This is a genomic window from Gabonia massiliensis (genome assembly GCF_001403595.1).
Lineage (GTDB): Bacteria > Bacteroidota > Bacteroidia > Bacteroidales > Coprobacteraceae > Coprobacter > Coprobacter secundus.
This window is the reverse complement of the sequence record NZ_LN877940.1, coordinates 1,105,056-1,131,167: the sequence shown is the minus strand read 5'-3', so window position 1 is coordinate 1,131,167 and position 26,112 is coordinate 1,105,056. Positions and strand designations below refer to the sequence as shown.

18 protein-coding genes are annotated in these 26,112 nt (G+C 36.7%); 13 read left to right on the top strand and 5 right to left on the bottom strand.

Annotated features, from left to right (window positions below):
- The first annotated feature begins 4 nt into the window (after window positions 1–4).
- From BN2628_RS14300 to BN2628_RS14245, 12 genes are all read left to right on the top strand, one after another.
- Window positions 5–667, top strand: a complete 663-nt coding sequence (locus BN2628_RS14300) for a D-lyxose/D-mannose family sugar isomerase (protein WP_055097985.1) — start codon at window positions 5–7, stop codon at window positions 665–667.
- Window positions 668–713: 46 nt separating this feature from the next.
- Entirely contained in the window at window positions 714–2,246 is a 1,533-nt protein-coding gene (locus tag BN2628_RS14295; RefSeq protein ID WP_055097984.1) for a sulfatase family protein, read from the top strand.
- An 18-nt stretch (window positions 2,247–2,264) separates the two neighbouring features.
- Window positions 2,265–3,098 (top strand): alpha/beta hydrolase, encoded by an 834-nt coding sequence (locus tag BN2628_RS14290; protein WP_055097982.1) that lies wholly within the window; start codon window positions 2,265–2,267, stop codon window positions 3,096–3,098.
- A gap of 5 nt (window positions 3,099–3,103) precedes the next feature.
- Window positions 3,104–4,558 (top strand): sulfatase family protein, encoded by a 1,455-nt coding sequence (locus tag BN2628_RS14285; RefSeq protein ID WP_257606500.1) that lies wholly within the window; start codon window positions 3,104–3,106, stop codon window positions 4,556–4,558.
- 34 nt (window positions 4,559–4,592) lie between these two features.
- The gene (locus tag BN2628_RS14280; protein ID WP_055097979.1) at window positions 4,593–6,815 is read left to right on the top strand and encodes a GH92 family glycosyl hydrolase; all 2,223 of its coding nucleotides are present in this window, start codon (window positions 4,593–4,595) and stop codon (window positions 6,813–6,815) included.
- A 20-nt stretch (window positions 6,816–6,835) separates the two neighbouring features.
- Window positions 6,836–9,106, top strand: a complete 2,271-nt coding sequence (locus tag BN2628_RS14275) for a GH92 family glycosyl hydrolase (protein ID WP_055097976.1) — start codon at window positions 6,836–6,838, stop codon at window positions 9,104–9,106.
- Between the two features lie 18 nt (window positions 9,107–9,124).
- Complete coding sequence (locus tag BN2628_RS14270; protein ID WP_055097975.1) at window positions 9,125–11,839, top strand: alpha-L-rhamnosidase; 2,715 nt, start codon at window positions 9,125–9,127, stop codon at window positions 11,837–11,839.
- A 16-nt stretch (window positions 11,840–11,855) separates the two neighbouring features.
- Window positions 11,856–13,193 (top strand): M64 family metallopeptidase, encoded by a 1,338-nt coding sequence (locus BN2628_RS14265; RefSeq protein WP_055097962.1) that lies wholly within the window; start codon window positions 11,856–11,858, stop codon window positions 13,191–13,193.
- A 336-nt stretch (window positions 13,194–13,529) separates the two neighbouring features.
- Complete coding sequence (gene pflB, locus BN2628_RS14260) at window positions 13,530–15,770, top strand: formate C-acetyltransferase (protein WP_055097959.1); 2,241 nt, start codon at window positions 13,530–13,532, stop codon at window positions 15,768–15,770.
- 16 nt (window positions 15,771–15,786) lie between these two features.
- Entirely contained in the window at window positions 15,787–16,518 is a 732-nt protein-coding gene (gene pflA / locus BN2628_RS14255) for a pyruvate formate-lyase-activating protein (protein WP_055097927.1), read from the top strand.
- 141 nt (window positions 16,519–16,659) lie between these two features.
- Window positions 16,660–17,826 carry a redoxin domain-containing protein gene (locus BN2628_RS14250; RefSeq protein ID WP_257606499.1) on the top strand — a complete coding sequence of 389 codons (1,167 nt, stop codon included), beginning with the start codon at window positions 16,660–16,662 and terminating at the stop codon, window positions 17,824–17,826.
- A 77-nt stretch (window positions 17,827–17,903) separates the two neighbouring features.
- Entirely contained in the window at window positions 17,904–19,946 is a 2,043-nt protein-coding gene (locus BN2628_RS14245; RefSeq protein ID WP_055097909.1) for a biosynthetic peptidoglycan transglycosylase, read from the top strand.
- Here BN2628_RS14245 and BN2628_RS14240 read toward each other — a convergent pair.
- The 5 genes from BN2628_RS14240 to ispE form a co-directional block, all read right to left on the bottom strand.
- A complete protein-coding gene (locus BN2628_RS14240; protein WP_044228297.1) occupies window positions 19,915–20,844 on the bottom strand; it encodes a tRNA-dihydrouridine synthase family protein in 930 nt (309 codons plus the stop codon). The two genes, BN2628_RS14245 and BN2628_RS14240, sit on opposite strands and share 32 nt — an antisense overlap.
- 90 nt (window positions 20,845–20,934) lie before the next feature.
- On the bottom strand, window positions 20,935–22,086 hold the full coding sequence (dnaJ, locus tag BN2628_RS14235; protein ID WP_044228300.1) for a molecular chaperone DnaJ: 1,152 nt from the start codon (window positions 22,084–22,086) through the stop codon (window positions 20,935–20,937).
- A gap of 19 nt (window positions 22,087–22,105) precedes the next feature.
- The gene (locus BN2628_RS14230; RefSeq protein WP_044228303.1) at window positions 22,106–22,705 is read right to left on the bottom strand and encodes a nucleotide exchange factor GrpE; all 600 of its coding nucleotides are present in this window, start codon (window positions 22,703–22,705) and stop codon (window positions 22,106–22,108) included.
- 133 nt (window positions 22,706–22,838) lie between these two features.
- The gene (locus BN2628_RS14225) at window positions 22,839–23,336 is read right to left on the bottom strand and encodes a ferritin (protein ID WP_044228305.1); all 498 of its coding nucleotides are present in this window, start codon (window positions 23,334–23,336) and stop codon (window positions 22,839–22,841) included.
- A gap of 121 nt (window positions 23,337–23,457) precedes the next feature.
- Complete coding sequence (gene ispE / locus BN2628_RS14220; protein ID WP_044228309.1) at window positions 23,458–24,282, bottom strand: 4-(cytidine 5'-diphospho)-2-C-methyl-D-erythritol kinase; 825 nt, start codon at window positions 24,280–24,282, stop codon at window positions 23,458–23,460.
- A 192-nt stretch (window positions 24,283–24,474) separates the two neighbouring features.
- Between ispE and dnaB the strand changes: the two genes are divergently transcribed.
- Window positions 24,475–25,998 (top strand): replicative DNA helicase, encoded by a 1,524-nt coding sequence (gene dnaB, locus BN2628_RS14215; RefSeq protein ID WP_021929698.1) that lies wholly within the window; start codon window positions 24,475–24,477, stop codon window positions 25,996–25,998.
- Window positions 25,999–26,112: the final 114 nt, after the last annotated feature.

Genomic DNA, 26,112 nt, shown 5'->3' with positions numbered 1-26,112 from the left:
TATTATGAAAAGATCAGAAGTCAATCGATATATCAAACAAGCAATCAAATTATTTGATGAAAATAATTTTCATCTTCCTTCATGGGCACTACTAACGCCAGAAGAATGGAAAGATAAAATAGCGACCGAACGTTGCAAAGAAATAATCGACCATACTTTAGGTTGGGATGTTACAGATTTCGGAAAAAATAATTTCATGAAAGAAGGGCTCACTCTTTTCACTCTACGTAACGGTTCTCCCAAAAGTGAAAAAACCTATTGTGAAAAAATAATGGTTTCTTACGTAAACCAAATTACCCCAATGCATTTTCATTGGAATAAAATGGAAGATATTATTAATCGAGGCGGAGGTATATTAGCATTACAGCTATGGAAAGCCAATAAAAAAGAAGAAAAAACAAGAGACTCGTTCACCGTACAAATAGACGGAATAACCCAGAATATAGAAGCAGGAGAAATTATCCGGCTAAATCCGGGAGAAAGCATCACATTGGAACCATATATATATCACCAATTTTGGGCAGAAAAGGAAACTTGCATTATCGGAGAAGTCTCTAAAGTCAACGACGACTCTAATGATAATAGATTTTATGAGCCATTAGGAAGATACCCAGAAATAGAGGAAGACGAATCACCGTTATTTTTGCTTTGTACTGAATACTTGTAAAAGATTTTTCCTATTCCCAAATTCTGAATTTAAAAGTACACCTATTATGAACAGCAAAAAAATAGCCAGCATATCTCTAAGTTTATTAGCTGGTTCTCATTTTATACAAGCGGCAGATAATGATCGCCCAAACATCATATTTATCATGTCAGACGACCATACATCTCAAGCGATAAGTGCTTACAACGGAATGTTAAAAGACATATTACCCACTCCTAACATCGACCGTATCGGGAATGAGGGTGTCCGTTTGGAAAACTGCTTTGTTACAAATTCTATCAGCACACCATCAAGAGCTTGTATCTTGACCGGACAATACAGTCATAAAAATGGAGTATATACTTTGTTGGACAATCTCAATCGAGATATGCCAAATGTAGCTAAATATCTTCAACAAAGCGGGTATCAAACTGCTATTATCGGGAAATGGCATTTAGGCACAGAACCTTCCGGTTTTGATTATTACAATGTTTTACCAGGACAAGGAGAATATTATAATCCTAAAATGATTAAAATTGGAGACTGGGGCATTTGTGCAAATAACACAAATAAAGAGACGACTTATCGGGGACATTCTACCGATATTATTGGCAAAGAAGCTCTCGACTATTTAGATCGTATCGATAAAGACAAACCGTTCTTTCTAATGTGCCACTTCAAAGCGCCTCATCGTCCATGGAGACCCGCTGCACGCTTCAAAGACTTGTTAAAAGATGTAACTATTCCTGAACCAAAAAATATGTACGAAACCTATGAAAACAAAGGTGAATACGCTAAAATAATCCGAACGGGGATGGAAATAATGAACCGGAACGACCTTAAAGGAGACATGCCTCCTGCCGGAGCTACACGTGATGAAAAAAGGAAAAAAAATTATCAAATATACATCAAAGATTATCTACGTTGCGTTGCTGGTGTAGATGAAAATGTAGGCCATATATTACAATATTTAGATGAACACAATCTCACAGAAAATACAATCGTTATCTATACAGGTGATCAAGGATTTTTCTTGGGAGAACACGGATGGTTCGACAAGCGACTAATGATGGAGGAATCTTTAAGAATGCCTTTTCTTATCCGTTATCCAAAAGAAATTCCGGCAGGAAAAATAAATAAAGATATTATTTTAAATATCGATTTTGCCCCTCTGTTTTTAGATTATGCCGATATCAAAACTCCATCCCAAATGCAAGGAAAAAGTTTTCGGAAAAACCTAAAAGGAGAAACTCCTTCAGATTGGAGAAAAGAAATGTACTATCGGTACTGGATGCATGCGGATGATGCACACAATGTTTGCTCCCATTACGGAATACGTACAGAACGTTATAAACTCATTTATTTCTATGGACAACGTTTAGGTATGACTGGCTCTCATGACAAACCTCTTACCCCGGAATGGGAACTTTATGACCTGCAAAACGATCCTGCAGAAATGCACAACATATACAAAGATCCCTCTAATGAAGGACTTATCAAAGAATTAAAAAACAAACTTCTTGAGCTAAAAACTCAATACGATGATTTAGATTCGAAATATCCTGTTCTTGATAATTTGAATAAAACTTATTTCTGGTAATATTTTTATCCTTAAAATATGGTTAAGACAGCTCTGATATTATTATGCCTGCTCTCCAATATTTCATTAAATGCCGGAGAGCAAGTTCTCATCTACAAGAATACAGAACAGGCTGATTTAAAATTACATCTTTTATATCCGGATGATATAAAAAAATCAGATAAAAAAGCTGCAATCATATTTTTCTTCGGAGGTGGATGGCTAAGTGGAGATATCAATCACTTCCGTCCTCAAGCCGAACACTTCCGAAACCGAGGATTAATATGTATATTAGCAGAATATCGAGTATTGGGAAAACACAAAACCACACCTTTCGATGCTCTATCTGATGCCAAATCGGCAATGAGATACCTTCGAATACATGCTCGTAAGTTGCACATCAATCCCGATAAGATTATTGCTGCCGGTGGTTCTGCCGGTGGACATTTGGCAGCAGCATTAGCAGCATGTCCTGGTTTCGATACCCCAGGAGAAAATTCCAAAATCAGTACAAAACCGGCTGCCCTACTTCTCTACAATCCAGTATTAGACAACGGGCCGGGAGGCTATGGATATAGCCGCGTAAAAGACAGATATCAAGAATTCTCTCCTGCATATAACATCAAATCAGGACTTCCCCCAACTCTTATCTTTTTAGGGACTAAAGATAACATCATCCCTGTAATCACAATGGAAAAATACAGAGAAAAAATGATAGAAAATAATAATCGATGTGACTTATTTTTATATGAAGGACAAGATCATGGATTTTTCAACCTAAAAAATGGCAAAGAAAACCCTTATTTCTATGATACACTACAAAAGGCTGATGCTTTTTTAGTTTCCTTAGGATACTTACCTCCTCAAAAATGATTTTTATGGAAATGGATTTGATTACAAGAAGACAATTTATAAAAAAAACAGGGCTGGCCACCGGAGCTCTTCTATTCTCCGGATCTTTGATGTCAGGCAAGAAATACAAAAAAGAAAAAAGGCCCAATGTCATATTCGTATTTGCAGACCAGTGGAGAGCCCAAGATACCGGATTTGGAGGAAACAAAGACGTATATACTCCCAATTTAGACCTGCTGGCTAAAGAAAGTCTTACATTCAATAACGCAGTATCATGTATGCCGGTCTCTACCCCATACCGAGCATCACTACTCACCGGCCAATATGCCCAGACTCACGGGCTTTTTGTCAATGATGTACAATTAAACCCTGAAGCTAAAAGTATTGGTAAAGAGTATAAAGCTGCCGGATACAATACAGCCTATATCGGGAAATGGCACATCAACGGAAATGGAAGAAGTAACTATATTGCCCCGGAATATCGTCAAGGATTCGATTATTTCAAAGTATTAGAATGTACCCACGATTACAATAACTCACCCTATTACGACAATAACGATACAACTAAAAAAATCTGGGAAGGATATGACGTCTTTGCTCAGACAAAAGATGCACAACAATATATTACAGACCATGCAAATGATGATAAGCCGTTCTTATTGTTTCTCTCATGGGGGCCACCTCACAATCCTTATGAATCTGCACCTCAAAAATACAAGGACTTGTATGCAAATAAAGATATAGCCTTACGGCCTAATGTTCCAGAGAAAAATAAAGAAACAGCAATCAAAGATATCAAAGGATATTATGCCCATATTTCCGCTTTAGATGAATGTATCGGTTGGCTTCAAGAAACAATAAAAGAAAAGGGTATTGAAGAAAATACAATTTTTGTCTTTACCTCTGACCATGGAGATATGCTATATTCACAAGGGCAAGTAAGAAAACAAAAACCTTACGATGAATCCATTATGGTCCCGCTACTACTAAAGTATCCAGATCGTTTCGGTAAAAAAGGCAGAATTGTAGATACTCTGGTCAATGTTGTTGATATCATGCCTACTCTCTTATCCATGTCGGGATTACCCATTCCTAAAAGTGTAGAAGGATGTAATCTATATCCTATATTGATGGGTAAACAAAAAGACAATATCGAAGGAGCCTTGATAGAATGTATAACTCCTTTTGGAGAATGGGAGAGAAGAAGCGGAGGCCGGGAATATCGGGGAGTAAGAACCAAACGGTATACTTATGTGAAAGACCTGAATGGCCCATGGCTTCTATTCGATAACATTACAGACCCTTACCAAATGCAAAATCTGGTAAATGAGCCTTCCGCCCAAAAAGTCAAATCTGAACTCGATGGTTTATTAACAAAATTATTAATTCAAAAAAAAGATGAGTTCCTTCCTGGAGAGGAATATATAAAAAAATGGGGATATACCGTAAATAAATGGGGAACAGTAGAATATACCCCTTGATACATAAGAACATAATTTCTATAAATTTATAACGATGAGATACTCCTTATTTACACTGTTTTTTCCTTTACTATTATCAGCGTGTCATTCTCACATAGAAACCAAAGAACCGGTAGATTATGTAAATACACATATTGGTAATATCAGTCATTTATTAGTCCCGACATTTCCAACTTGTCACCAACCGAATAGTATGCTGAGGATGAACCCCGGCCGCCATGAATTCGTCACCGATCGGATGGCGGGATTTCCCCTCAACGTCCCCTCCCATCGACAAGGTGATGTATTGTATCTTATGCCATATTGCGGAGATCCCGAAGGTCTTAGTCCTAAAACCCAATATCGATATGACCAAGAAGAATCAACTCCATATCACTACTCGGTTTTTTTGGATGACTACGGTATTACTGTCGATTTCGCACCAGGGCAGCGCGCGGCATTATTTACCTGCAAATTTGAAGAGATTGGAGAAAGATGTATCCAATTGAAAACGACAGGAAAAGGTGAAATAAAAGGAGAGAAAAATTCTCTGTCAGGATATGATACATACAAAGGTACAAAACATTATTTCCATCTTGAATTTGATAAAACTCCGACATCTTTTATTGAAAAAAATATAGCAGATACTGCTGTACTTTGTGCTCAATTCGGAAAAGAATTAGAACAACTCGGAATCAGATATGGCATTTCCTATATTAGCGTAGAACAAGCTAAAAAGAACTTAAATAAGGAAATAAATGACTACAATTTGCAGGCTTTGGCCCAAACAGCCCGAGCAGCCTGGAACAAAGCATTAGGAAAAATCAATGTCGAAGGTAGTACCGAAGACGAAAAAATAACCTTTTACACTGCCTTATATCGGTCACATGAACGTATGATCAATATCTCGGAAGACGGGAAATATTACAGTGGATTTGATGGAAAAATACATGATGATGAAGGTATCCCTTTTTGGACTGACGACTGGGCATGGGATACATACCATGCATTGCACCCATTACAGATTATATTAAATCCCAAAGACCATGAGGCCAAACTCACATCTTATATTCGCATGTACGAGCAATCAGGTTGGGTACCGACTTTCCCCTGTGTATTCGGTGATGCTCACTGCATGAACGGGAATCATGCTTCCGTTATATTTGCAGATGCACTCTGTAAAGATATCCCATTTAATGTAGAAAAAGCTTTCGAAGGATGCAGGCATACTGTTCTTAACGAAACCATGATACCTTGGCGCAGAGCTCCCAAAACAGAACTAGATGACTTTTATCATAAAAATGGATGGTTCCCGGCATTAGCTCCAGGAGAAAAAGAAACCGTTGCTTTAGTTGATGATTTTGAGCAAAGAGAAGCTGTCGCCGTAACACAAGCAGCATCTTATGATGACTGGTGTATTGCACAAATGGCCAACCACTTAGGAAAAACCGATGAATACAATTTCCATATAAAAAGAGCTTTTAACTACCGTAATTTATTCAACTCAAAAACAGGATTTTTCCATCCGAAAGATAAGAATGGCAAATTCATAGAACCATTCGATTACAAATTTTCAGGAGGGATTGGTTCCAGAGCTTATTACGATGAAAACAATGCATGGACCTATATATGGAACGTACATCACAACATTGCCGATTTAATCAATTTGTTCGGAGGGAACAAACCCTTTATTGAGAAACTGGACCAACTATTTGTAGAAGGCATGACTACCGCAAAATGGCGTTATTATGCCGTACATCCTGATGCAACAGGAAACGTCGGACAGTACGTTATGGGAAACGAACCAAGCTTCCATATACCTTACCTATACAATTATGCCGGACAACCTTGGAAAACTCAAAAACGTATTCGGATGCTGATGGAAAGTTGGTTTAGAAATGATTTAATGGGAATCTGCGGAGACGAAGATGGAGGTGGAATGTCTGCCTTTTACGTATTTTCCGCATTGGGATTTTATCCGGTATCTGCCGGCATGCCTTATTACACAATAGGAAGCCCTATATTTACAAAATCTTCTATAAAACTCGATAATGGCAAAACATTTACCATCATCGCCAAAAATAATTCACGGAACAATAAATATATCCAGTCGGCCCGGTTAAACGGAAAACCATATAACAAAACATATTTTTCCCATAAAGATATTCTTACCGGAGGAACTCTTGAATTAATTATGGGAAATCGTCCCCAAAAAGAATGGGGAACCGACAATAATGCAATTCCTCCTTCAGAAGGGACAAAAATAAAAACAAAATAATTTAACATACATCAACAACAATGAAACGATTATTCATTATACCGATAATTCTATTATTATTCACCCAGTGTCATATTTCCGAACAAAAGGAACCGGTAGACTATGTAAACACTCTTATAGGAACGAATAATAATCCAAGTTTTTCTCATGGCAATACTTACCCTGCCGTTACACATCCGTTTGGTATGAACTTCTGGACTCCACAAACAGAGCATATGGGTGATACTTGGATATATGTTTACAATAGTGACTCAATACGAGGATTTAAACAAACTCATTTGCCTAGCCCCTGGATAGGAGATTATGGAGCATTTTCCATTATGCCGGTATCAGGAACCTTAAAAGTAAAAGATACGGAACGGGCTGCAGCTTTCTCTCATGCAGAAGAAATAGCAACACCATATTACTATTCAGTAAAACTTCAAGACTATGAAATATTAGCAGAAATGACAGCAACTGAACGGTGCGGATTCATGCAATTTACTTTTGACAATGATAACAACTACATTGTATTAGATGCCTATCATCAAGGAGCATCAGTAAAAATCATTCCCGAAGAACAAATGATTGTGGGATATTGCAAAAACCGATTTGCCGGAGCACCTGAAAATTTCACAAACTTCTTTGTCATTCAATTTGACCAACCATTTGAAAGTTTCGGAGTATGGAATAATGAAAAAATATTTGAAAAAAAACACGAAATTGAAAATACATATGCCGGAGGATACATAAAGTTTCCTGCTGCCAATAAAAAAGTATCTTTAAAAATAGCCTCCTCTTATATTTCATTGGAGCAAGCACACCAAACTCTTTCGTTAGAAATTGGTGAAAAGTCATTTGAAGACATCAAATCTCATTCACGGCAAGTTTGGAACAAACATCTTTCCAAAGTTGAAATAGAAGGGAATAATGAAGAACAATTGAGAACTTTCTATTCTAATTTCTATAGGACATCACTATATCCTCGAAAATTTTATGAAATAGACGAGCAAGGGACACCTCATCACTTTAGCCCTTATAATGGAAAAATAAATACAGGGTATATGTACACGGACAATGGTTTTTGGGATACATTCCGGTCTGCTCATCCTTGGCTTACACTCATCGTACCATCTATTTCAAGAGAAATAATGCAAAGTTTGGTAAACACATATAACGAAGGCGGATGGTTGCCCAGCTGGGCCAGCCCGGGTTACAGAGACTCGATGATAGGTTCTCATGCCGTTTCCCTAATTACCGATGCCTACCAGAAAGGTATTACAGATTTTGACGCAGAAAAAGCATTCGAAGCTGTAGTTAAAGACTGTTTCCAGCCTGCTCCTAAAAAATATATCGGAAGATACGGATATAAAGAATATAATGAAAAAGGTTATATACCTTATCCGGAATATGAACAAGCAACTTCCATGTCTCTCGAATATGCATATGACGATTTCTGCATCTATCGTTTGGCCGAATTATTAGGGAAAAATCAAGATACATTAGATATGTTCAAGGAAAGGGCAAAGAACTATATCCACTCTTTCGACACGACAACCGGATTCATGCGCCCAAGAAAAGCCGATGGCAGTTGGTACTCGCCATTCACTCCATATCTTTGGGGTGGACCTTTTACAGAAGGAAACTCTTGGCAATACTCATGGAGTGTTTTCCACGACATCCAAGGATTAATCAACTTACACGGAAGTAATGAAGCTTTTGTCAATAAAATGGATTCTCTATTCAAAGTTCCACTTAACGCTCCACTATACGGACGATATTTCAACGAAATTGCCGAAATGCATAATGCAAGTTTTGGACAATATGCCCATGGGAATCAACCAGATCAACACTTTGCCTATTTATACAATTATGCAAGACAACCGTGGAAAACTCAACGACTGGTACGTAAAATTATGGATAGACTTTATAACTCCACGCCAAACGGATATTGCGGAGACGAAGATAACGGACAAACATCCTCTTGGTACTTGTTTAGCGCGATAGGTTTTTACCCAGTTTGTCCAGGAACAGGACAATATGTATTCGGTTCGCCCTTATTCAACACTGTAAAACTACATCTTGAAAATGGAAAAACATTCACGGTCAAAACTTTTAATAACAAACCTGGAAATTGTTACATCGATAATATCGAGATTAATGGAGAAAAATATACTCCATTATATATCTCACATAAAACAATAACCGAGGGAACGACCTTATTTTTCAATATGTCTTCCCGTCCCAATAAAAACTTAAAACCTGATAAAAAAGATTTGCCCTATTCTTTATCCAATGAAATAAAAAACTAAAAATTCTATATTACAATTATGAAGAATATAGTTAAATACGTATGCATCATATCATTTTTGTTGTTATCTACGGCAGAAATATATGCAAACAATAAATTACCTATAAAACCCATAAATCTGAAAACCGAATATCTGATAAACCCGATCGGTATAGATGTCATCACTCCTCGTCTGTCATGGGAAATAAATGACGAAAGGATGGGGGCCTTACAAAATGCATATCGTATCTTAATTTCAAAAGATTCTATAGCCTTAACACGAAACCACTCTCTTATCTGGGATTCTGGGAAAGTCTTATCATCTCAGACTTCTAATATACAACCCGACATCAAATGTGAACCGATGACCCGATACTATTGGAAAGTCATCTTCTGGGATAAAAACAAGAAAAAATCCGCAAACTCAGAAATTGCATATTGGGAAACTGGTATAGGAGGAAAATGGCAAGGGAAATGGATAAGTGACGGAAAAGGGAAAGAATATTTTCCCGCTCCACTTTTTAGGAAAGAAGTTACTTTTCATGAAAAAATAGCCCGTGCGACAGCTTACATCTGTGGTTTAGGTTATTATGAATTATATATCAATGGGGACAAAATAGGGAACCATATATTAGACCCAGGATTTACTCGTTTTGACAAAAAAACTTTATATGTCACCTATGACTTGACACAAGAACTAAAACAAGGGAAAAATGCTTTTGGAGTTATTTTAGGAAACGGGTGGTACAATATACAATCTCATGCCACATGGAATTTCCATAACGCTGTTTGGCGTAATCGCCCGACATTCATTCTTAACATACGAGTAGAATATGAATCAGGCAAAACCGATTGGATTGTTTCTGACGAATCCTGGAAAACTTCTACCGGAGCCATTCGCTTTAACAATCTGTACAGTGGAGAATATTATGATGCAGGAATGGAACCTGATGGATGGAATCGTACTGGATTTGACGATAAAAAATGGAATCAGGCAAAACCTGTCGAATGTCCATCGGAAAATATTATAGCGCAATCTATACCTCCAATCCGAATAAAAGAAGAAATCAAAGCCGTCAGTTATAAACGTTTAGGTCCCAATCACTATGTATACGATTTAGGACGAAATATCGCAGGAGTTTGTCGTTTTACAGCCCAAGGAGAAAAAAAGACTAAAATAAGAATCAAACATGGCGAAAAACTATATCCAGACGGAACTGTAGACATTTCAAATATCGACTATTTTTTCTATCCGGAACATTTGAGTGAAGATTTCCAAACTGACATATATATCATGGACGGCAAAGGTCAAGAAACATATATCCCCAAATTCACATACCATGGTTTTCAATATGTAGAAGTAATAGCCGACAAACCAATAACATTAGATATAAACTCTATTACTGGACTTTTAGTCCACACAGATCTTACATCCGTCGGTACATTCAATTGTTCCAATGAATTACTGAATAAGATATACGAAGCCACTCGTAATGCATACATAAGTAACATACATAGCATACCTACAGACTGTCCTACTCGTGAAAAAAACGGCTGGACTGCTGATGCTCATACTGCCATGGAATTTGCTTTATTCAATTTTGACGGTTATTCTTTTTACGAAAAGTGGATACGTGATTTTTATGATGTCCAGAAAAAAACCGGGGAACTTCCCGATATAGTACCGACTGCCGATTGGGGATATCCCGGAGGTAATCCGGCTTGGGATGCAGCATTTTTCATTATCCCCAACGAAATGTATATGTATTATGGAAACCCGGCTATGCTGAAAGAACCATATGAGTATTATAAGAAATACCTTGATTTTATCGGAAAGAAAGCAAACAATTATTTACTGGATTTCCGTCTTTGGGACTGGTGTACCTACAAAGCTTCTACTCCTGTAGAATTGACATCTTCCATGTTTTATTACACCATGACTAAGCTCATGGCCAAATCGGCAAAGTTAAATGGAAAAATATCGGATATCCAAAAATACGAAGATCTTGCCAAAAAAATTAGAAAAGCCATCAACGACAAATTCTATAACAGTACGACCGGAATATATGCTAATGGAACACAAACTGCTCAATCCTACGCCCTTTATTCTGGTATCGTACCGGAAGGACAAGAAAGCAAAGTAGCAAGAGTTTTAGCCGATTCAATTCAGGCTAACGGAAATTTCCTGGATTTCGGATTATTTGGCAGTAAATCAGTGTTAAATATTCTATCTGAATACGGATATCATGACATTGCCTACAAAATGATCACCCAAACAGAGTGTCCTTCATTAGGATGGTGGATTAAAAAAGGAGCTACTACTTTATGGGAAGCATGGGATGGTAACGAATCAGCCTCCCTAAACCATGTCTTTCTTGGGGAGGCCTCAGCCTGGATGATAAAAAAATTGGCCGGAATAAACTATTTACCAGAGTATCCAGGATTTACACAATTCCTGATAGCCCCTCAACCAGTAAAAAATTTATCCTTCGTCAGAGCAAGTTATCATTCCATACATGGAGAAATTATTTCTGAATGGAAAAAAACAGATAAAGGTACAATATATTATATAACCATTCCGGCTAATACAACTGCTCAGATTGTCTTACCAAAAGACAAAAACGATTCGTTATTTATAAATAATAAGAATAAATACGACACTCAATACTTCGTATCAGTTCCGGTTAAAGAAAAAAACAAATTCTTATTTACCCTATCTTCCGGTAAATATGTAATAGAAATCAGACACCAATAAATAATTTTTTCTATTTATGAAAACCATAAAAATAACTTTCATCTTTATTGCTTTATTTATCAGCTTTATCAGTTGCGAGAAGGAAAATACTGCCATTCCTGAACCGCCATCTCCTGTACAACTATTTACACCAAAGGACCAAGCAATAAATGTTACATTCCCCATCGAGCTCTCTTGGGAAAAAGCGTCTTCTACCAACAACGAAAGAATATCGTACAGAGTATATTTCTCAAAAAACAATCAAGATTGGATTTACATTGCTTCTGGAAAAAATTCTTTGACAGTAACAGAAGAGAATTTGGATCCAGGAACTCTTTATTATTGGAAAGTTGAAACAATAGATGCATACAAACAAAGTTCTGTGAGTGAGACTCATTCATTTACTACAGCTGGGAAACACTATTATAAAGACGGAGAAGTATTACAGTTGCAACACAGCACAAAAGGTAATGGGGTAAATATTGTCATTCTTGGAGATGGATTTATCAAAGAAGATTTGGAAGTTGGCGGGACTTATGAAAATTATGCACGAAAAGCAATGGAAGCTTTTTTCCTAACTGAACCTTATCTTTCATATCGAGAATATTTCAATTTTTACACTGTATTTGCCGAATCCAATGAACGTGGTGCCGATTATGAAAACAATCTCACTGAAGTGAAAGATACAAAATTCAACGCTTCATATGACAATACTAATATGTCAAGTACTTACATGAAAGCCAACAACAATAAATGTTGGGAATACTGCAAAATGGCCCCGAACTGTGATGATATAGACAAGACTCTTGTTGTGCTGATGGTCAATGCTTCCCGTGTTGCCGGATACTGTCATTTCTGGATACAAGGGCGAGCCATAGCCTTATGTCCAGTAAAACCAAAAACAACGGCTTTCAACAAACAGTTTGAGAACACGGTACTCCATGAAGCAGGAGGACATGGATTTGCCAAACTTGCTGATGAATATCTGAAATATGCTAAGAAAAGCATCAATGCCAATGATGCTGCCACAATTAGTGATAAAAAAAATCTGGAGGCAGGTCTAAAAGGTGGAATGTTTGCCAATGTAGATACTACCAACCACCCTGATCGAGTAAAATGGAGAGAATTATATCAAAAATATCCGGAAAAATATAAATACGTACGTTCCGTAGAAGGGGCATATTATTATGGGTTGGACATGTTTCGTCCCGAACCGAACAGCTGTATGATCAATAATATCAAATATTACAATGCTCCCAGCCGAATGGCCATCGTAAAACGAATTAAATTTCTTGCTGGAGAAACATTTTCCCTTGAAGATTTCGTTGCTAATGACAAACTCTTGAATTTTCCTCCACAAAATGAAGTAGAATAATATTCATATAGCATTTATTTTTCATAGTGTGTGGTTAGTACTCCGGAGATATTATTGTGAGACGTTCGTTATCATCCCAATATCTCCGGAAATTTCCATAGTAATCTGTTAGCCAATCATTATCTTCTACATAATCAAGTTGGTCAATTTCGAGAAACAAAAGAAACTTCTTATCTAATCAGATACCCAACAAAGATGAAAAAAGATAATATAAATATCCTTTTCCTACCTACTTCTTGCTATTTTAGTGAAATATACAGAAAAATATATATACTTACTTTCAGTATCAATTTAGAGATATTACCTTCGCGGAGCAAAACCTAATCATAACTATATATGAATTTCGAAAACGAAAACTGGGAACAATTTAAAGGACAAGTTTGGAAAAAAGAGATTAACGTTAGAGATTTTATCCAGAACAATTATACACCCTATGACGGTGACGATTCGTTCCTGGTTCCATCTACCGATAAAACCAAAAAAGTTTGGGACAAATTATCGGAAATGTTTAAAATAGAGAGGGAAAAAGGCGTATATGATGCAGAAACTCGCTTACCACAAGGTATTGATACTTACGGCCCGGGCTATATCGATAAAAATAATGAAGTAATTGTCGGTCTGCAAACCGATGCCCCTTTGAAAAGAGGAATATTCCCCAAAGGAGGAATACGGATGGTCGAAAACAGCCTTAATGCTTACGGATACCAACTCGATCCCATAACCAAAGAAATTTTTACCCGATATAGGAAAACCCATAATGAAGGGGTATTTTCGGCATATACACCCGAAATGTTAGCTGCCCGCCGCTCCGCAATTATTACTGGACTACCTGATGCTTACGGCCGTGGACGTATCATCGGAGATTATCGCCGCGTTCCTCTATATGGAACCACAATCCTAATAGAAGACCGTCAAAAATACCTAAACAGGCTCGATATACAAGAGCTTACAGAAGAAACCATTCAAAGTAGAGAAGAAACATCTGAACAAATAAAAGCGTTGAAAGCCTTTGAAAAAATGAGTGCATCATATGGTTTTGATGTAACTCGTCCAGCAAAAGACGCCAAAGAAGCTGTTCAATTTCTCTATTTAGCATATTTAGCAGCCGTTAAGGATCAAGATGGTGCAGCTATGTCTTTAGGACGTACATCCACTTTCCTCGATATATATATCGAAAAAGATATTCGCGACGGCAAATTGACAGAAGCTGAAGCTCAAGAACTCATCGACCAATTTATTATCAAACTTCGTATTGTACGATTCTTACGTACCCCAGAGTACAATGACCTTTTTTCTGGCGATCCGGTTTGGGTAACCGAGTCATTAGGAGGCCAAGGTGTAGATGGCCGGTCTTTAGTAACTAAGACTTCATTCCGTTACCTACACACATTATATAACCTTGGACCTGCGCCAGAGCCAAATCTGACAGTTTTATGGTTTAAGAATGCTCCTGAAAACTGGAAAAAATTTTGTGCAAAAGTCTCTATCGATACCTCTGCCATCCAATATGAGAATGATGACCTGATGCGTCCTGACTACGGGGATGACTACGGCATTGCCTGCTGCGTATCTCCTATGAAAATCGGCAAACAAATGCAATATTTTGGAGCTCGTGCCAACTTGGCCAAGTGTCTCCTTTATGCAATCAACGGGGGACGTGATGAAATTTCGGGCATTCAGGTCGCTCCTAAATATGAAGCTATCACCAGCGAATATCTCGATTATAACGAGGTTATGGAAAAATACGAACAGATGATGCGCTGGCTAGCCAAAACATATGTAAATGCCCTGAAAATCATACATTACATGCATGACAAATATGCATATGAAGCTTTTGAAATGGCCCTTCATGACGGACATGTAGAACGCATCCGGGCAACGGGTATCGCAGGTTTATCTATTGTGGCCGATTCTTTAGCGGCAATACGGGATACAAAAGTCAAGATAATCCGTGATAAAAGAGGGCTTGCTGTCGGTTTCGAACGCGAAGGAGAATATATTCCTTACGGTAATAATAATGACAGTACAGATAACATAGCTGTAGAAATTACCGAAAAATTTATGGAATATCTCCGTCAACATGAAACATACCGTAACGCAATTCCTACACAATCGATATTGACAATTACCTCAAATGTAGTTTACGGGAAAAAAACAGGAACGACACCAGACGGACGTCCTGGAGGTACTCCCTTCGCTCCTGGAGCAAATCCTATGAACGGACGCGATACTAAAGGGGCAATTGCGGCCTTAGCCTCAGTTGCGAAACTCCCATTCCAACACGCTCATGATGGAATTTCTTATACTTTTGCCGTATCTCCATCAACATTAGGAAAAGAAAAGAAAATCCAAATAAATAACCTTGTAAGCCTTTTAGACGGTTATTTTACTCCTGACGGCGGGCAACATCTGAACGTAAATGTTTTCGATAAGTCTTTATTACTTGATGCAATGGAACATCCCGAAAAATATCCGCAATTGACTATCCGGGTTTCCGGTTATGCTGTCAACTTTGTAAAACTGACACGAGAACAACAACTCGACGTCATTTCAAGAACAATTAATCAAAGTCTTTGATTCATCCCAATACAGAATGAATATCAAAGGAAGGATACATTCATTAGAGAGTTTCGGGACCGTTGATGGTCCCGGAATTCGTTTTGTCGTTTTCATGCAGGGATGCCCACTCCGCTGTCTTTATTGCCATAACCCGGACACTTGGGATACAAAAGGCAAAGCAAACTACGAAATGACCCCGGAAGAGCTTATAAACGAAATTCTACGATATAAAAATTTTATTACCAATGGAGGTGTCACAGTATCTGGAGGAGAGCCTCTGATGCAAGCTGAGTTTGTAACCTCTTTTTTCAAACTATGCCAAGAAACGGGAATTCATACAGCATTAGACACAACAGGATTCATATATACGCCCAAAACTATTGCCTTGCTACAATATACCAACTTGGTTCTTTTAGACATAAAAACGATAAGCCCTGAATTACATATAGCGCTGACTGGTGTAAAACACGATAATACTCTGCGCTTTTTAAATAAAATAGAAGAATATAATATTCCGGTCTGGATACGTCATGTCGTTGTACCGGGTATCACAAATGATAAAATATCATTGCAAACCCTTGCTAAATACATCTCCCAATATAAAGTAATTGAAAAAGCTGAGGTTTTGCCTTATCACACTATGGGTTCTTATAAATATAAAGAATTGGGAATAAAGTATCCTCTTGAAGATACGCCTCCTTTATCAATTGAAGAGTTAAACATAGCAAAAGAAATTTTTAGGAAAAACGGTATCCCATGCGAATAAAATAAATATTTTTATCGATATCATTTTCTTTTTAAACAGCTTCTAAGTTAGTAAATATATTTTTTTCTTGTATTTTATCAAATGTTCCTTTTGATAAAAGAACATTTTGTACATTTACATGCTAAATATAAAATAATATCGATGAAACATATTGCCATTATTTCATTATGCTTATTTTTCTGTGCTCTCATATCAGCTCAAAAACAAACCTTTACTGTAAAAGGGAACATAACTGGATTGGAAAAAGGAGACTCTGTTCTTATTTTCAAAGAAAACATATTACATCCTGAAAAGCGAACTTGCGATACATTATTGATAAATAAAAAAAACAACTTTACATATAAAAAGACCAATGAAGGGGCTACATTTTACACCCTTGTATACCATCCAATCAATAAAAGTAAAAGTACTCGCAATCGGAGTCTAACTCTTTTTCTAGGTAAAGGAACTGTGAAACTAAAAGGTGATACTGACCATTTCAGTATGGTAGAAAAGAGAGGAAATGATTACAAACACAAATTAGTAGCTCGATACATATTTTTAACTGATAGTATCGCTGGCATAGAATCCAATGCTTATGACCGTTATGAAAAAGCCATGGAAGACAACGATGGCAATGCAATGAAAGAAGCATTAATAGAATTATCAAAAGGTCATGGATCTGCCGAATTGGATAGTCTTACTTTAGAATTGGTAAATATCGTAAATGATAGTGAATACGCAGCAGCACTCTATCTATGGAATTCGACCCTGCTATCCTCAGCCGAAATAGAAAAACGTTTGAACGGATTTACTCCAGAAATTCAAAAATCTTTTACAGCAAAAGAACTACGCAAAATAATAGAAATGAAAAAAAGTGTAGAACCCGGTGCCATAGCTCCTGATTTTACTTTGACCGACGTCAACGGAGAAAAAGTGACATTACAAGATTATGAAGGAAAATATTTGCTGATTTTTCATTGGGGTATTTCCAAAGGTTGTTTCCGGACAAATACAGAATTAGAACAAATATATAACATGTACCATAGTAAAGGCCTTGAGATATTAGATTTTGTTCAAAGTGACATACAACCCGGAAACTATCTTTCCTATACTCCTGAATTATATCGACAGCTACACCCATTATTACATCATCTTTGGAAATCTGTATATACTTCTATGAGTGAGAATACTCATATTATTAAAGTATACAATCTTTCTGCCATGCCTTTACTTATTCTTATTTCCCCTGAGAAAAAAATCATTGCACGAAATTTTGGCAGTACAAACGAAATCGTAAAAATATTAGCAAAAGAACTGATTCAATAAAAAATAATAAATCTAACAATATTTCTGATAATCATAAAATTAAATGTAATTTTACCTCGTTTTTTGAAAAACATTTTATGATTCGATTTTTTACAGCTTTACGAAACCGGAAAACTTCAAAATATGTATTACTTACCGCTGGTATAATATTCACTATAACAGCAATACTTTTCATAAATAAAGATTCAATTATCAGGCATTATGTTTACAAAAAAATTGAATCAATACGATCTCAACATCAATTGAACATTGGATTTTCCGATTTAAAAACAGCAGGTCTAAACAAGTTGGTTATCAACGACCTGTATATAGTTCCTCAAAACCAAGATACTCTATTGAAAGCGGGAGATATCAAAATACAAGTCAGTTTATTGAAACTTTTCAGAACAAATATAGACATTCGTAAAATCGACATAAAACATATACACATCAATTTCACAAAAACAGATTCTATTTCTAATTTTGATTTTATATACGCCAAAAGAAATAATACCAACACTCAAACCAAAAACTCCAATTTCAATTATAGTAAGAAACTCAAACAATTATTCTCTTTTGTATTTGATTTATTACCTCCTAACGCTCAAATGGAAGATGTACATATTGCCTATCACAATAAAAATAACCATGTAACATTATCTATTCCATCCTTTAAAATCAAAGATTATCATTTCAATACAGAAATAAAAAGTAACGAGATACACAATGGCAAATTATTACAAGGTATATGGATATGTAACGGTCACGTAAAAGACGATACTCATGAAATCAAAGCCCAACTTTTTTCCAAAGAACACAACAAAATACCAATACCTTTTCTTGAATACCGTTACAATACTCGTATAGAATTTGATACTCTATCTTTCAAATTTTCCCAACACAACCAAAAAGATATTATATCTTTACAAGGAAAAGCTTTTGTCAGCGGACTAACGATTTTTCATAATCGTATCTCACCGGAAAATGTATTTCTGGACAAAGGCATATTTGACTATGATATCAATATAGGGAAAAATTATATTGAACTGAACAAAGAGACTCAAATTCATTTTAATCATCTTGTATTTAACCCTTATTTGAAAATAGAAAAAAATGACAACTGGCATATAATTGCATCAGTTGATAAAAAAGATTTTCCTTCTGACCAATTATTCACGTCTTTGCCCAAAGATCTCTTCCATAACCTTGAAGGTCTAAAAACAAGTGGAACTCTATCATATCACTTTTTTTTAGATCTTGATTTCGGCCAGTTAGATTCTCTGAAATTTGAATCATCTCTTGATTCTCGGAACTTCAAAATAATACATTTTGGGAAAACCGACTTAAGGAAAATAGACAAACCGTTTTTATATACAGCATACGAAAACGATATCCCAGTAAGAACATTTGAAGTAGGACCCGGAAATATAAATTTCAGACCATTATCACAAATATCCCCATTATTGCAAAATGCCGTTATGCAATCAGAAGACGGATCATTTTATGAACATAAAGGTTTTAGAATAGAAACGATACGCGAATCGCTAATTCACGATATACGAGTTGGACGATTTGCCCGAGGAGGCAGTACCATTAGTATGCAACTGGTCAAAAATATATTTCTTAACCGAAATAAAACCATTGCCCGTAAACTTGAAGAAGCCTTAATCGTATGGCTCATCGAAAATAATAAGCTTACCAGTAAAAAAAGAATATATGAGGTATATCTGAATATCGCTGAATGGGGACCACTTGTATATGGTGCCAATGAAGCTTCTCACTATTATTTTGACAAGGAAGCCTCTGAATTAAACGTACAAGAAGCTATCTTTCTGGCCAGCTTGGTTCCTCACCCCAAATCTGCACTCTATCAATTTACAGATTCATTGCAACTCCGTCCATCCTTAAATGGATATTTTGAATCTATAGCCCGGAGATTAGAATCTCGAGGGCTTATAAGCAAAGACGAAGCTCAAAATATAAAAGCAGAAATAACAATAGCAGGAAAAGCTAAAGAACGACTTCTTGAAATGTATCACAAAAGTGATAGTTTAGAAACAAACCCCAATACATCTATACTGCCAAACAAACACAATTTATCCCGAACATCTACCTCGACAATAATTCATCAACAGCCTTAAGATAATCAATAATACGAGTACTTTTCATTATCCGTTTATGAAGCTTCCGCTCAACTGTAGGAAAAAAATATTCCCATAATGATTTCATTTTAGAAAGTAGTTGATGTTCTCCCTGAAGACTTACAGCATATGTATCAAATATTTCTCTATGCAATAGAGCAACTTTCATATATAATTCGGGAATCTCCATTTTTCTGTTTGCTTTATATTCCCATCCTAATGCAGGATTCGCTATAAGTCCTCGACCAATCATTATACCGCCAAGTTGTGGAAAATTTTTGCTAATTTGTCGTATATCGGAAATAGTACAAACATTACCATTATATAACAATGGAATCTTACAACTTTCATAAAATCGGGCAAATGCATCTTTATCTGGAGAACCTTTATATTGTTGTATTCCAGTTCTAGCATGTAATGTTATATGATGTAACGGATAATCATGCAACATCGGCAATAGCCGGAAAGCATCATTGACATTCTCATATCCTAAACGAAGCTTTACAGAAAAACTAATTTCCGGGAAATGCCTCATTTCATCCAAAATCAGTTTTATCTTATCCGGATAAGGTAATATACCACAACCTTTCCCTTTTTTAGCAATCATAGGAAAGGGACACCCCCAATTTATATCGATTCGCTTATATCCCTCCTCTATAAATAACTTGACCAGATACTTAAATTCTTTCACATCTGAAGTTAGAAGTTGTGGAACCAACCGGCCTGTAATATCGGAGCCTCTACAAACATCTCTTTTATCTCGTGGACGGACTGCCATTTCTTTCTCTATCCTGACAAATGGAGTATAATAAGCATCAATACCACCAAAAATTCGATGATGCGCATTCCGGTATACCATATCGGTAAAACCTTGTAGAGGGGCAAAATGAATCTCCATAACAAAAATAATGAGAATATACAGCCTCAAGAACTATTTACCGTTTCTGTATATTCTCATTGTTCGAACATAAACAAATACCTGATATTATCAATCGAACATATGCCTTAATTTACTAAAAATCTTTTCCTTAACAGATTGTGTCGGTACAAAATTCTTAGATGAGCCTAACTTTTCTATCGTACGCTTTTCTTCAGTATTCAAACTTTCTGGGACATACACTGAAACATTTACCAATAAATCTCCAACACCATATCTATTCACTGACGGTAAACCTTTCCCTCGCAAACGTAATACTTTCCCCGGTTGTGTCCCAGCATCAATTTTCACTTTTGCTTTTCCGTCAATCGTTGGGACTTCTACCGTACCACCTAATGCAGCAGTGGAAAAATTCAATAACAAATTATATATCAAATCATTTTCATCACGCAAAAGCTCAGGATGAGGTTCTTCTTCAATCAATATAAGCAAATCACCATTGACTCCACCATGTCTGGCAGCATTCCCCTTGCCACTCATAGACAACTGCATACCATCAGCTACTCCGGCAGGAATATTCAAAGTTATTACTTCTTCTTCAAGTCTAACACCTTCACCATTACATTCTGGACATTTTTTCGTAATAATACGACCTTCTCCTCCACAAGTAGGACATGTAGTAGTCGATTGCATTGCCCCTAATATAGTCTGCTGTACCCGTGTTACTACCCCACTGCCATTACACGTAGAACAGGTCGTATAAGACGTACCTTTTTCAGCTCCTGTTCCATTGCACGCCTTACAACTGACATACTTCTTTACTTTGATTTTTTTCTCAACTCCTGTAGCTATTTCTTTCAATGTCAGCTTTACTTTAACCCGTAAGTCGGAACCTCGATTAGTACGTCGGCGGGAACGACTTCCCCCACTACTAAATCCACCGAAACCTCCAAAACTTCCGCCAAAAATATCTCCAAAATGAGAAAATATGTCTTCCATAGACATACCTCCTCCTCCGAAACCTCCACCGAAGCCTCCGTTCACGCCCTGATGCCCAAACTGGTCATATCGACTCCGCTTATCAGGATCACTCAATACTTCATAAGCTTCAGCTGCTTCCTTAAACTTTTCTTCGGCCTCTTTATCTCCTGGATTTTTATCTGGATGATATTGTATAGCCTTCTTTCTATACGCTTTTTTTATTTCCTCGACAGTTGCAGTTTTTGCAACCTCCAGCACTTCATAATAATCTCGCTTGCTCATTAAAATATGAAATTAAGTTTTATTCGCCTACAACCACTTTGGCAAAACGAATCACCTTATCATTCATTGTATAGCCTTTTTGCACACAATCAATTACTTTACCTTTAAGTTCTGGTTGTGGAGCCGGATACATAGTTACCGCTTCATGATATTCTGTATTGAAATCTTCTCCTGTTGTCGGAATTTCTTTGATTCCATGTTGGTTCAGATAATTTTTAAACTTATTGTATATCAAAGTCATTCCTTCTTTAACGGCATCTACATCAGCACTCTCACCGATGGCCATCAATCCCCTTTCAAAATCATCGACAATAGGCAAAATATTTTTCAGACAATCTTCCCCTCCACTTTTCAACAAATCGGCCTTTTCTTTCAAAGTACGTTTTCGATAGTTATCGAAATCGGCCATCAACAGAAGATAATCTTTATTTAACTTTTCATTTTTAGCTGTCAATTCCGCAATTTCTTCTGCCAATCTGTCAGTATCAGAAATACTATCACCGGTATCTTCCACCGGTTCCTCAACTAGCTCTTCATTCATATTTTCCGAAACATCTGGAGATTTATCTCCTTCCGAAGCGGCATGAAAATCCTTCTTTTTATTTTTCTTTTCGCCCATAATTATATCGTTATTATTTTATATTCCTAATTTTGCATTAAAAAAGCGACATTCGGCAAATACGGTGCAAATATACTGCCAATATTGGTTCATCCGACCTTTTGTCACACATAAAATGCTGTTTTGTCAGTTTTTACCCTTTTATTTCACAAACTTCATATAATTCTTTGTCCAACATATAAACCCCGATTTCCTGATTCATCCGCTTCAATTGGGTTAAAATTTGATTCATCCGGGCTTCTGCTAACACTTGTCCTAAAATATATTTATCTAAAAATATCCGAGTAGCCTTATCATTTTCGCCCTCTACAACATCGGCTAAAGTATCTATAGCATCGGTAATACGTACCAAATGCACCAATGCTTGCTCAAAAGTTGTTACAATATCTTCAAATACTGTAGGTATCCCAGTTATATCTTGCAATATGACCCGATCTCCTTGCTCAATCATATAGTCCATCATCTGCATGGCATGTGTCATGTCCTCTCTATATTGTTTTTTCATCCATCGAGAAAAACCTCGATATCCCTCTCCTCCAAAATACAAAGACATCGATAAATAGAAATGGGCAGACCATATCTCTGCATTAATTTGTGCATTTAGCACATCCTTGACTCTTTTGCTCAACATAATTCACTATATATAAGTTATAATCCGTTATAACTTATAACAAGCAATATAAAGTAAACGTTCACTAAAATCCGGAATGATTGAATGCTTATACAGTTCCTTAAAGATACATAGGCATATATCAATACCCACAATTTCCCTGCCATACAAAACATGTAGGAAAATCATCTTTTACATCAACCGGATGATCAAATATTCCAAAAACAGACGAGCCAGACCCGGACATGGATGCATATACTGCTCCCTTAAAATAAAGTCTTTCTTTTATTGTACGTATCACAGGATAACGATAAAATACACTTTCCTCAAAATCATTTTTCAAAAGGTCTTTCCACTCCTTTATCGGCATTTTCAAAATTTCTGGAATAGAAACTTCTGGTCGATTAGGTTTAACCAAAGCATAAGCTTCGGGAGTCGAAACTTTCACTGGAGGCTTTATCAATACAATAAATTTTCCAAATAAAGAAAAATCAACCTGTTCAAATTCATTTCCAATGCCTCTTGCCATCATTGGACAATTTAACAAAAAGAACGGACAATCAGCTCCTAATTTTACAGCCAAAGAAAGTAACTCCTCATTCTCTACCGGCAAATCAAATTTATCCCGAAGTAAACGTAACATAAACGCGGCATCAGATGATCCTCCTCCCAAACCTGCACCAAACGGAATGTTCTTATCCAAATAGATCTGAACAGCCGGCATATCAAACCGTTCAGCCAATAAATGATAAGCCTTCATCACCAGATTATCTTTCGGATCTCCATCAACAACAATACCAGAAAGACTTATCAAATTTCTTTCGACGGATGCTGATATCGGTACCACTTCTAATATATCACTTAATCCTATTGGATAAAACAGAGTCTCTATATTGTGATAGTTATCCGGGCGTTTTGATATAATATTAAGCCCAAGATTAATCTTTGCATTTGGAAAAACAACCATAATTTACATTTAACGAACAAATTACTATAAACAAATAAAATCCTAACTATCGGTCTTATCCTTTTTATTTTCCACAAAGTTAATCGAACAAAAGCAGAAAACAACTATCAACAGATATGAATGTTTTTTTTAACTTTGCAAGTATCAAAACTTTCCTTACGTTTGTAATATTTTTATAACTTGAATTCCTAAATGGAACAAAGACGAAACTACAGATCTCAAAAAACGGCCACTCCAATCAACGAGTTAGGCAAACTGCCTCCTCAGGCTAAAGAGCTTGAAGAGGCTGTATTAGGAGCTTTAATGCTCGAAAAAGATGCCTACTCAATAGTCAGTGATATACTCAAACCTGAATGTTTCTACGAACATACCCACCAACTTATCTATTCGGCTATTGTAGATTTAGCACTACAACAAAAACCGGTTGATATGCTAACAGTAACCGAACAATTAAGAAGGAGAGGTGAATTAGATGAAGTCGGAGGAGAATTTGTCATTACAGAACTAACTGGTCGTGTTGCATCTGCTGCAAACATAGAATTTCACGCACGTATTATTGCTCAAAAGTATTTAGCACGAGAATTAATACGATTTTCCAGTGAAATACAGACCAAAGCTTTTGATGAAACCAATGATGTAGATGACCTGATGCAAGAAGCAGAAGGTAAACTTTTTGAAATTTCCCAGCGTAATGTAAAAAAAGATGTCACCCAAATTGACCCTGTTATTGAGGAAGCCATAAAATTACTGGAAATAGCATCGAACCGGAAAGACGGACTCAGTGGCTTACAAACAGGTTTCCACGATTTAGATAAAATGACATCCGGCTGGCAAAACTCTGACTTGGTAATCATTGCTGCACGTCCGGCTATGGGGAAAACCGCATTCGTATTATCCATGGCAAAAAACATGGCACTAAATTACAATACACCGGTTGCTTTATTCTCTCTTGAAATGTCAAATGTACAGCTGGTAAATCGTCTCATTGTAAACACATGTGAAATTCCAGGTGAAAAAATAAAAAGTGGGCAGCTGGCTCCCTATGAATGGGAACAATTGATGACCAAAATAAAGGATTTGTATAGTGCGCCCATCTATATAGACGATACTCCCAGCCTATCTGTATTTGAACTTCGGACAAAAGCCCGCCGCCTGGTTCGTGAACATGGGATAAAAATCATCATTATTGACTATTTGCAGCTAATGAATGCCAGCGGAATGAGTTTCGGCAGCCGTGAGCAAGAAATCAGTACCATATCCCGATCATTAAAAGGGCTCGCTAAAGAATTGAACATACCTATTATCGCTCTGTCCCAATTGAATCGTAGCGTCGAAAATCGGCAAGACAAAGATAAAAGACCTCAACTGTCAGACTTACGTGAATCGGGAGCTATCGAACAAGATGCGGATATGGTTTGTTTTATCCACAGACCGGAATATTACAAAATAGTCGAGGACGAAAGTGGGCATTCCCTGTTAGGTTTGGCAGAAATTATTATCGCAAAACACCGTAATGGAGCAACAGGAAATATACGGTTAAGATTCAAAGGTGAATATGCGCGGTTCCAAAACATTACTGACGACACCGAAATCGGAGATACTTTTGTTTCGGGCATTACAACAGACAATATTCCTCCCGATATAGGCTTCCAGCCTGGAAACAACAATATCCCAGATTTTCTGTCCGGAGGTAATAATAATGAGACTCCTTTTTAAAATCGATTCATCCTATTCTAAAAATAATTGCCCTGATAACTTTTTGTAAAACTGTCATCAGGGCAATCGTATATAAAATATACTCAGAGATTTATTTTTTCTTCAACACTTCTA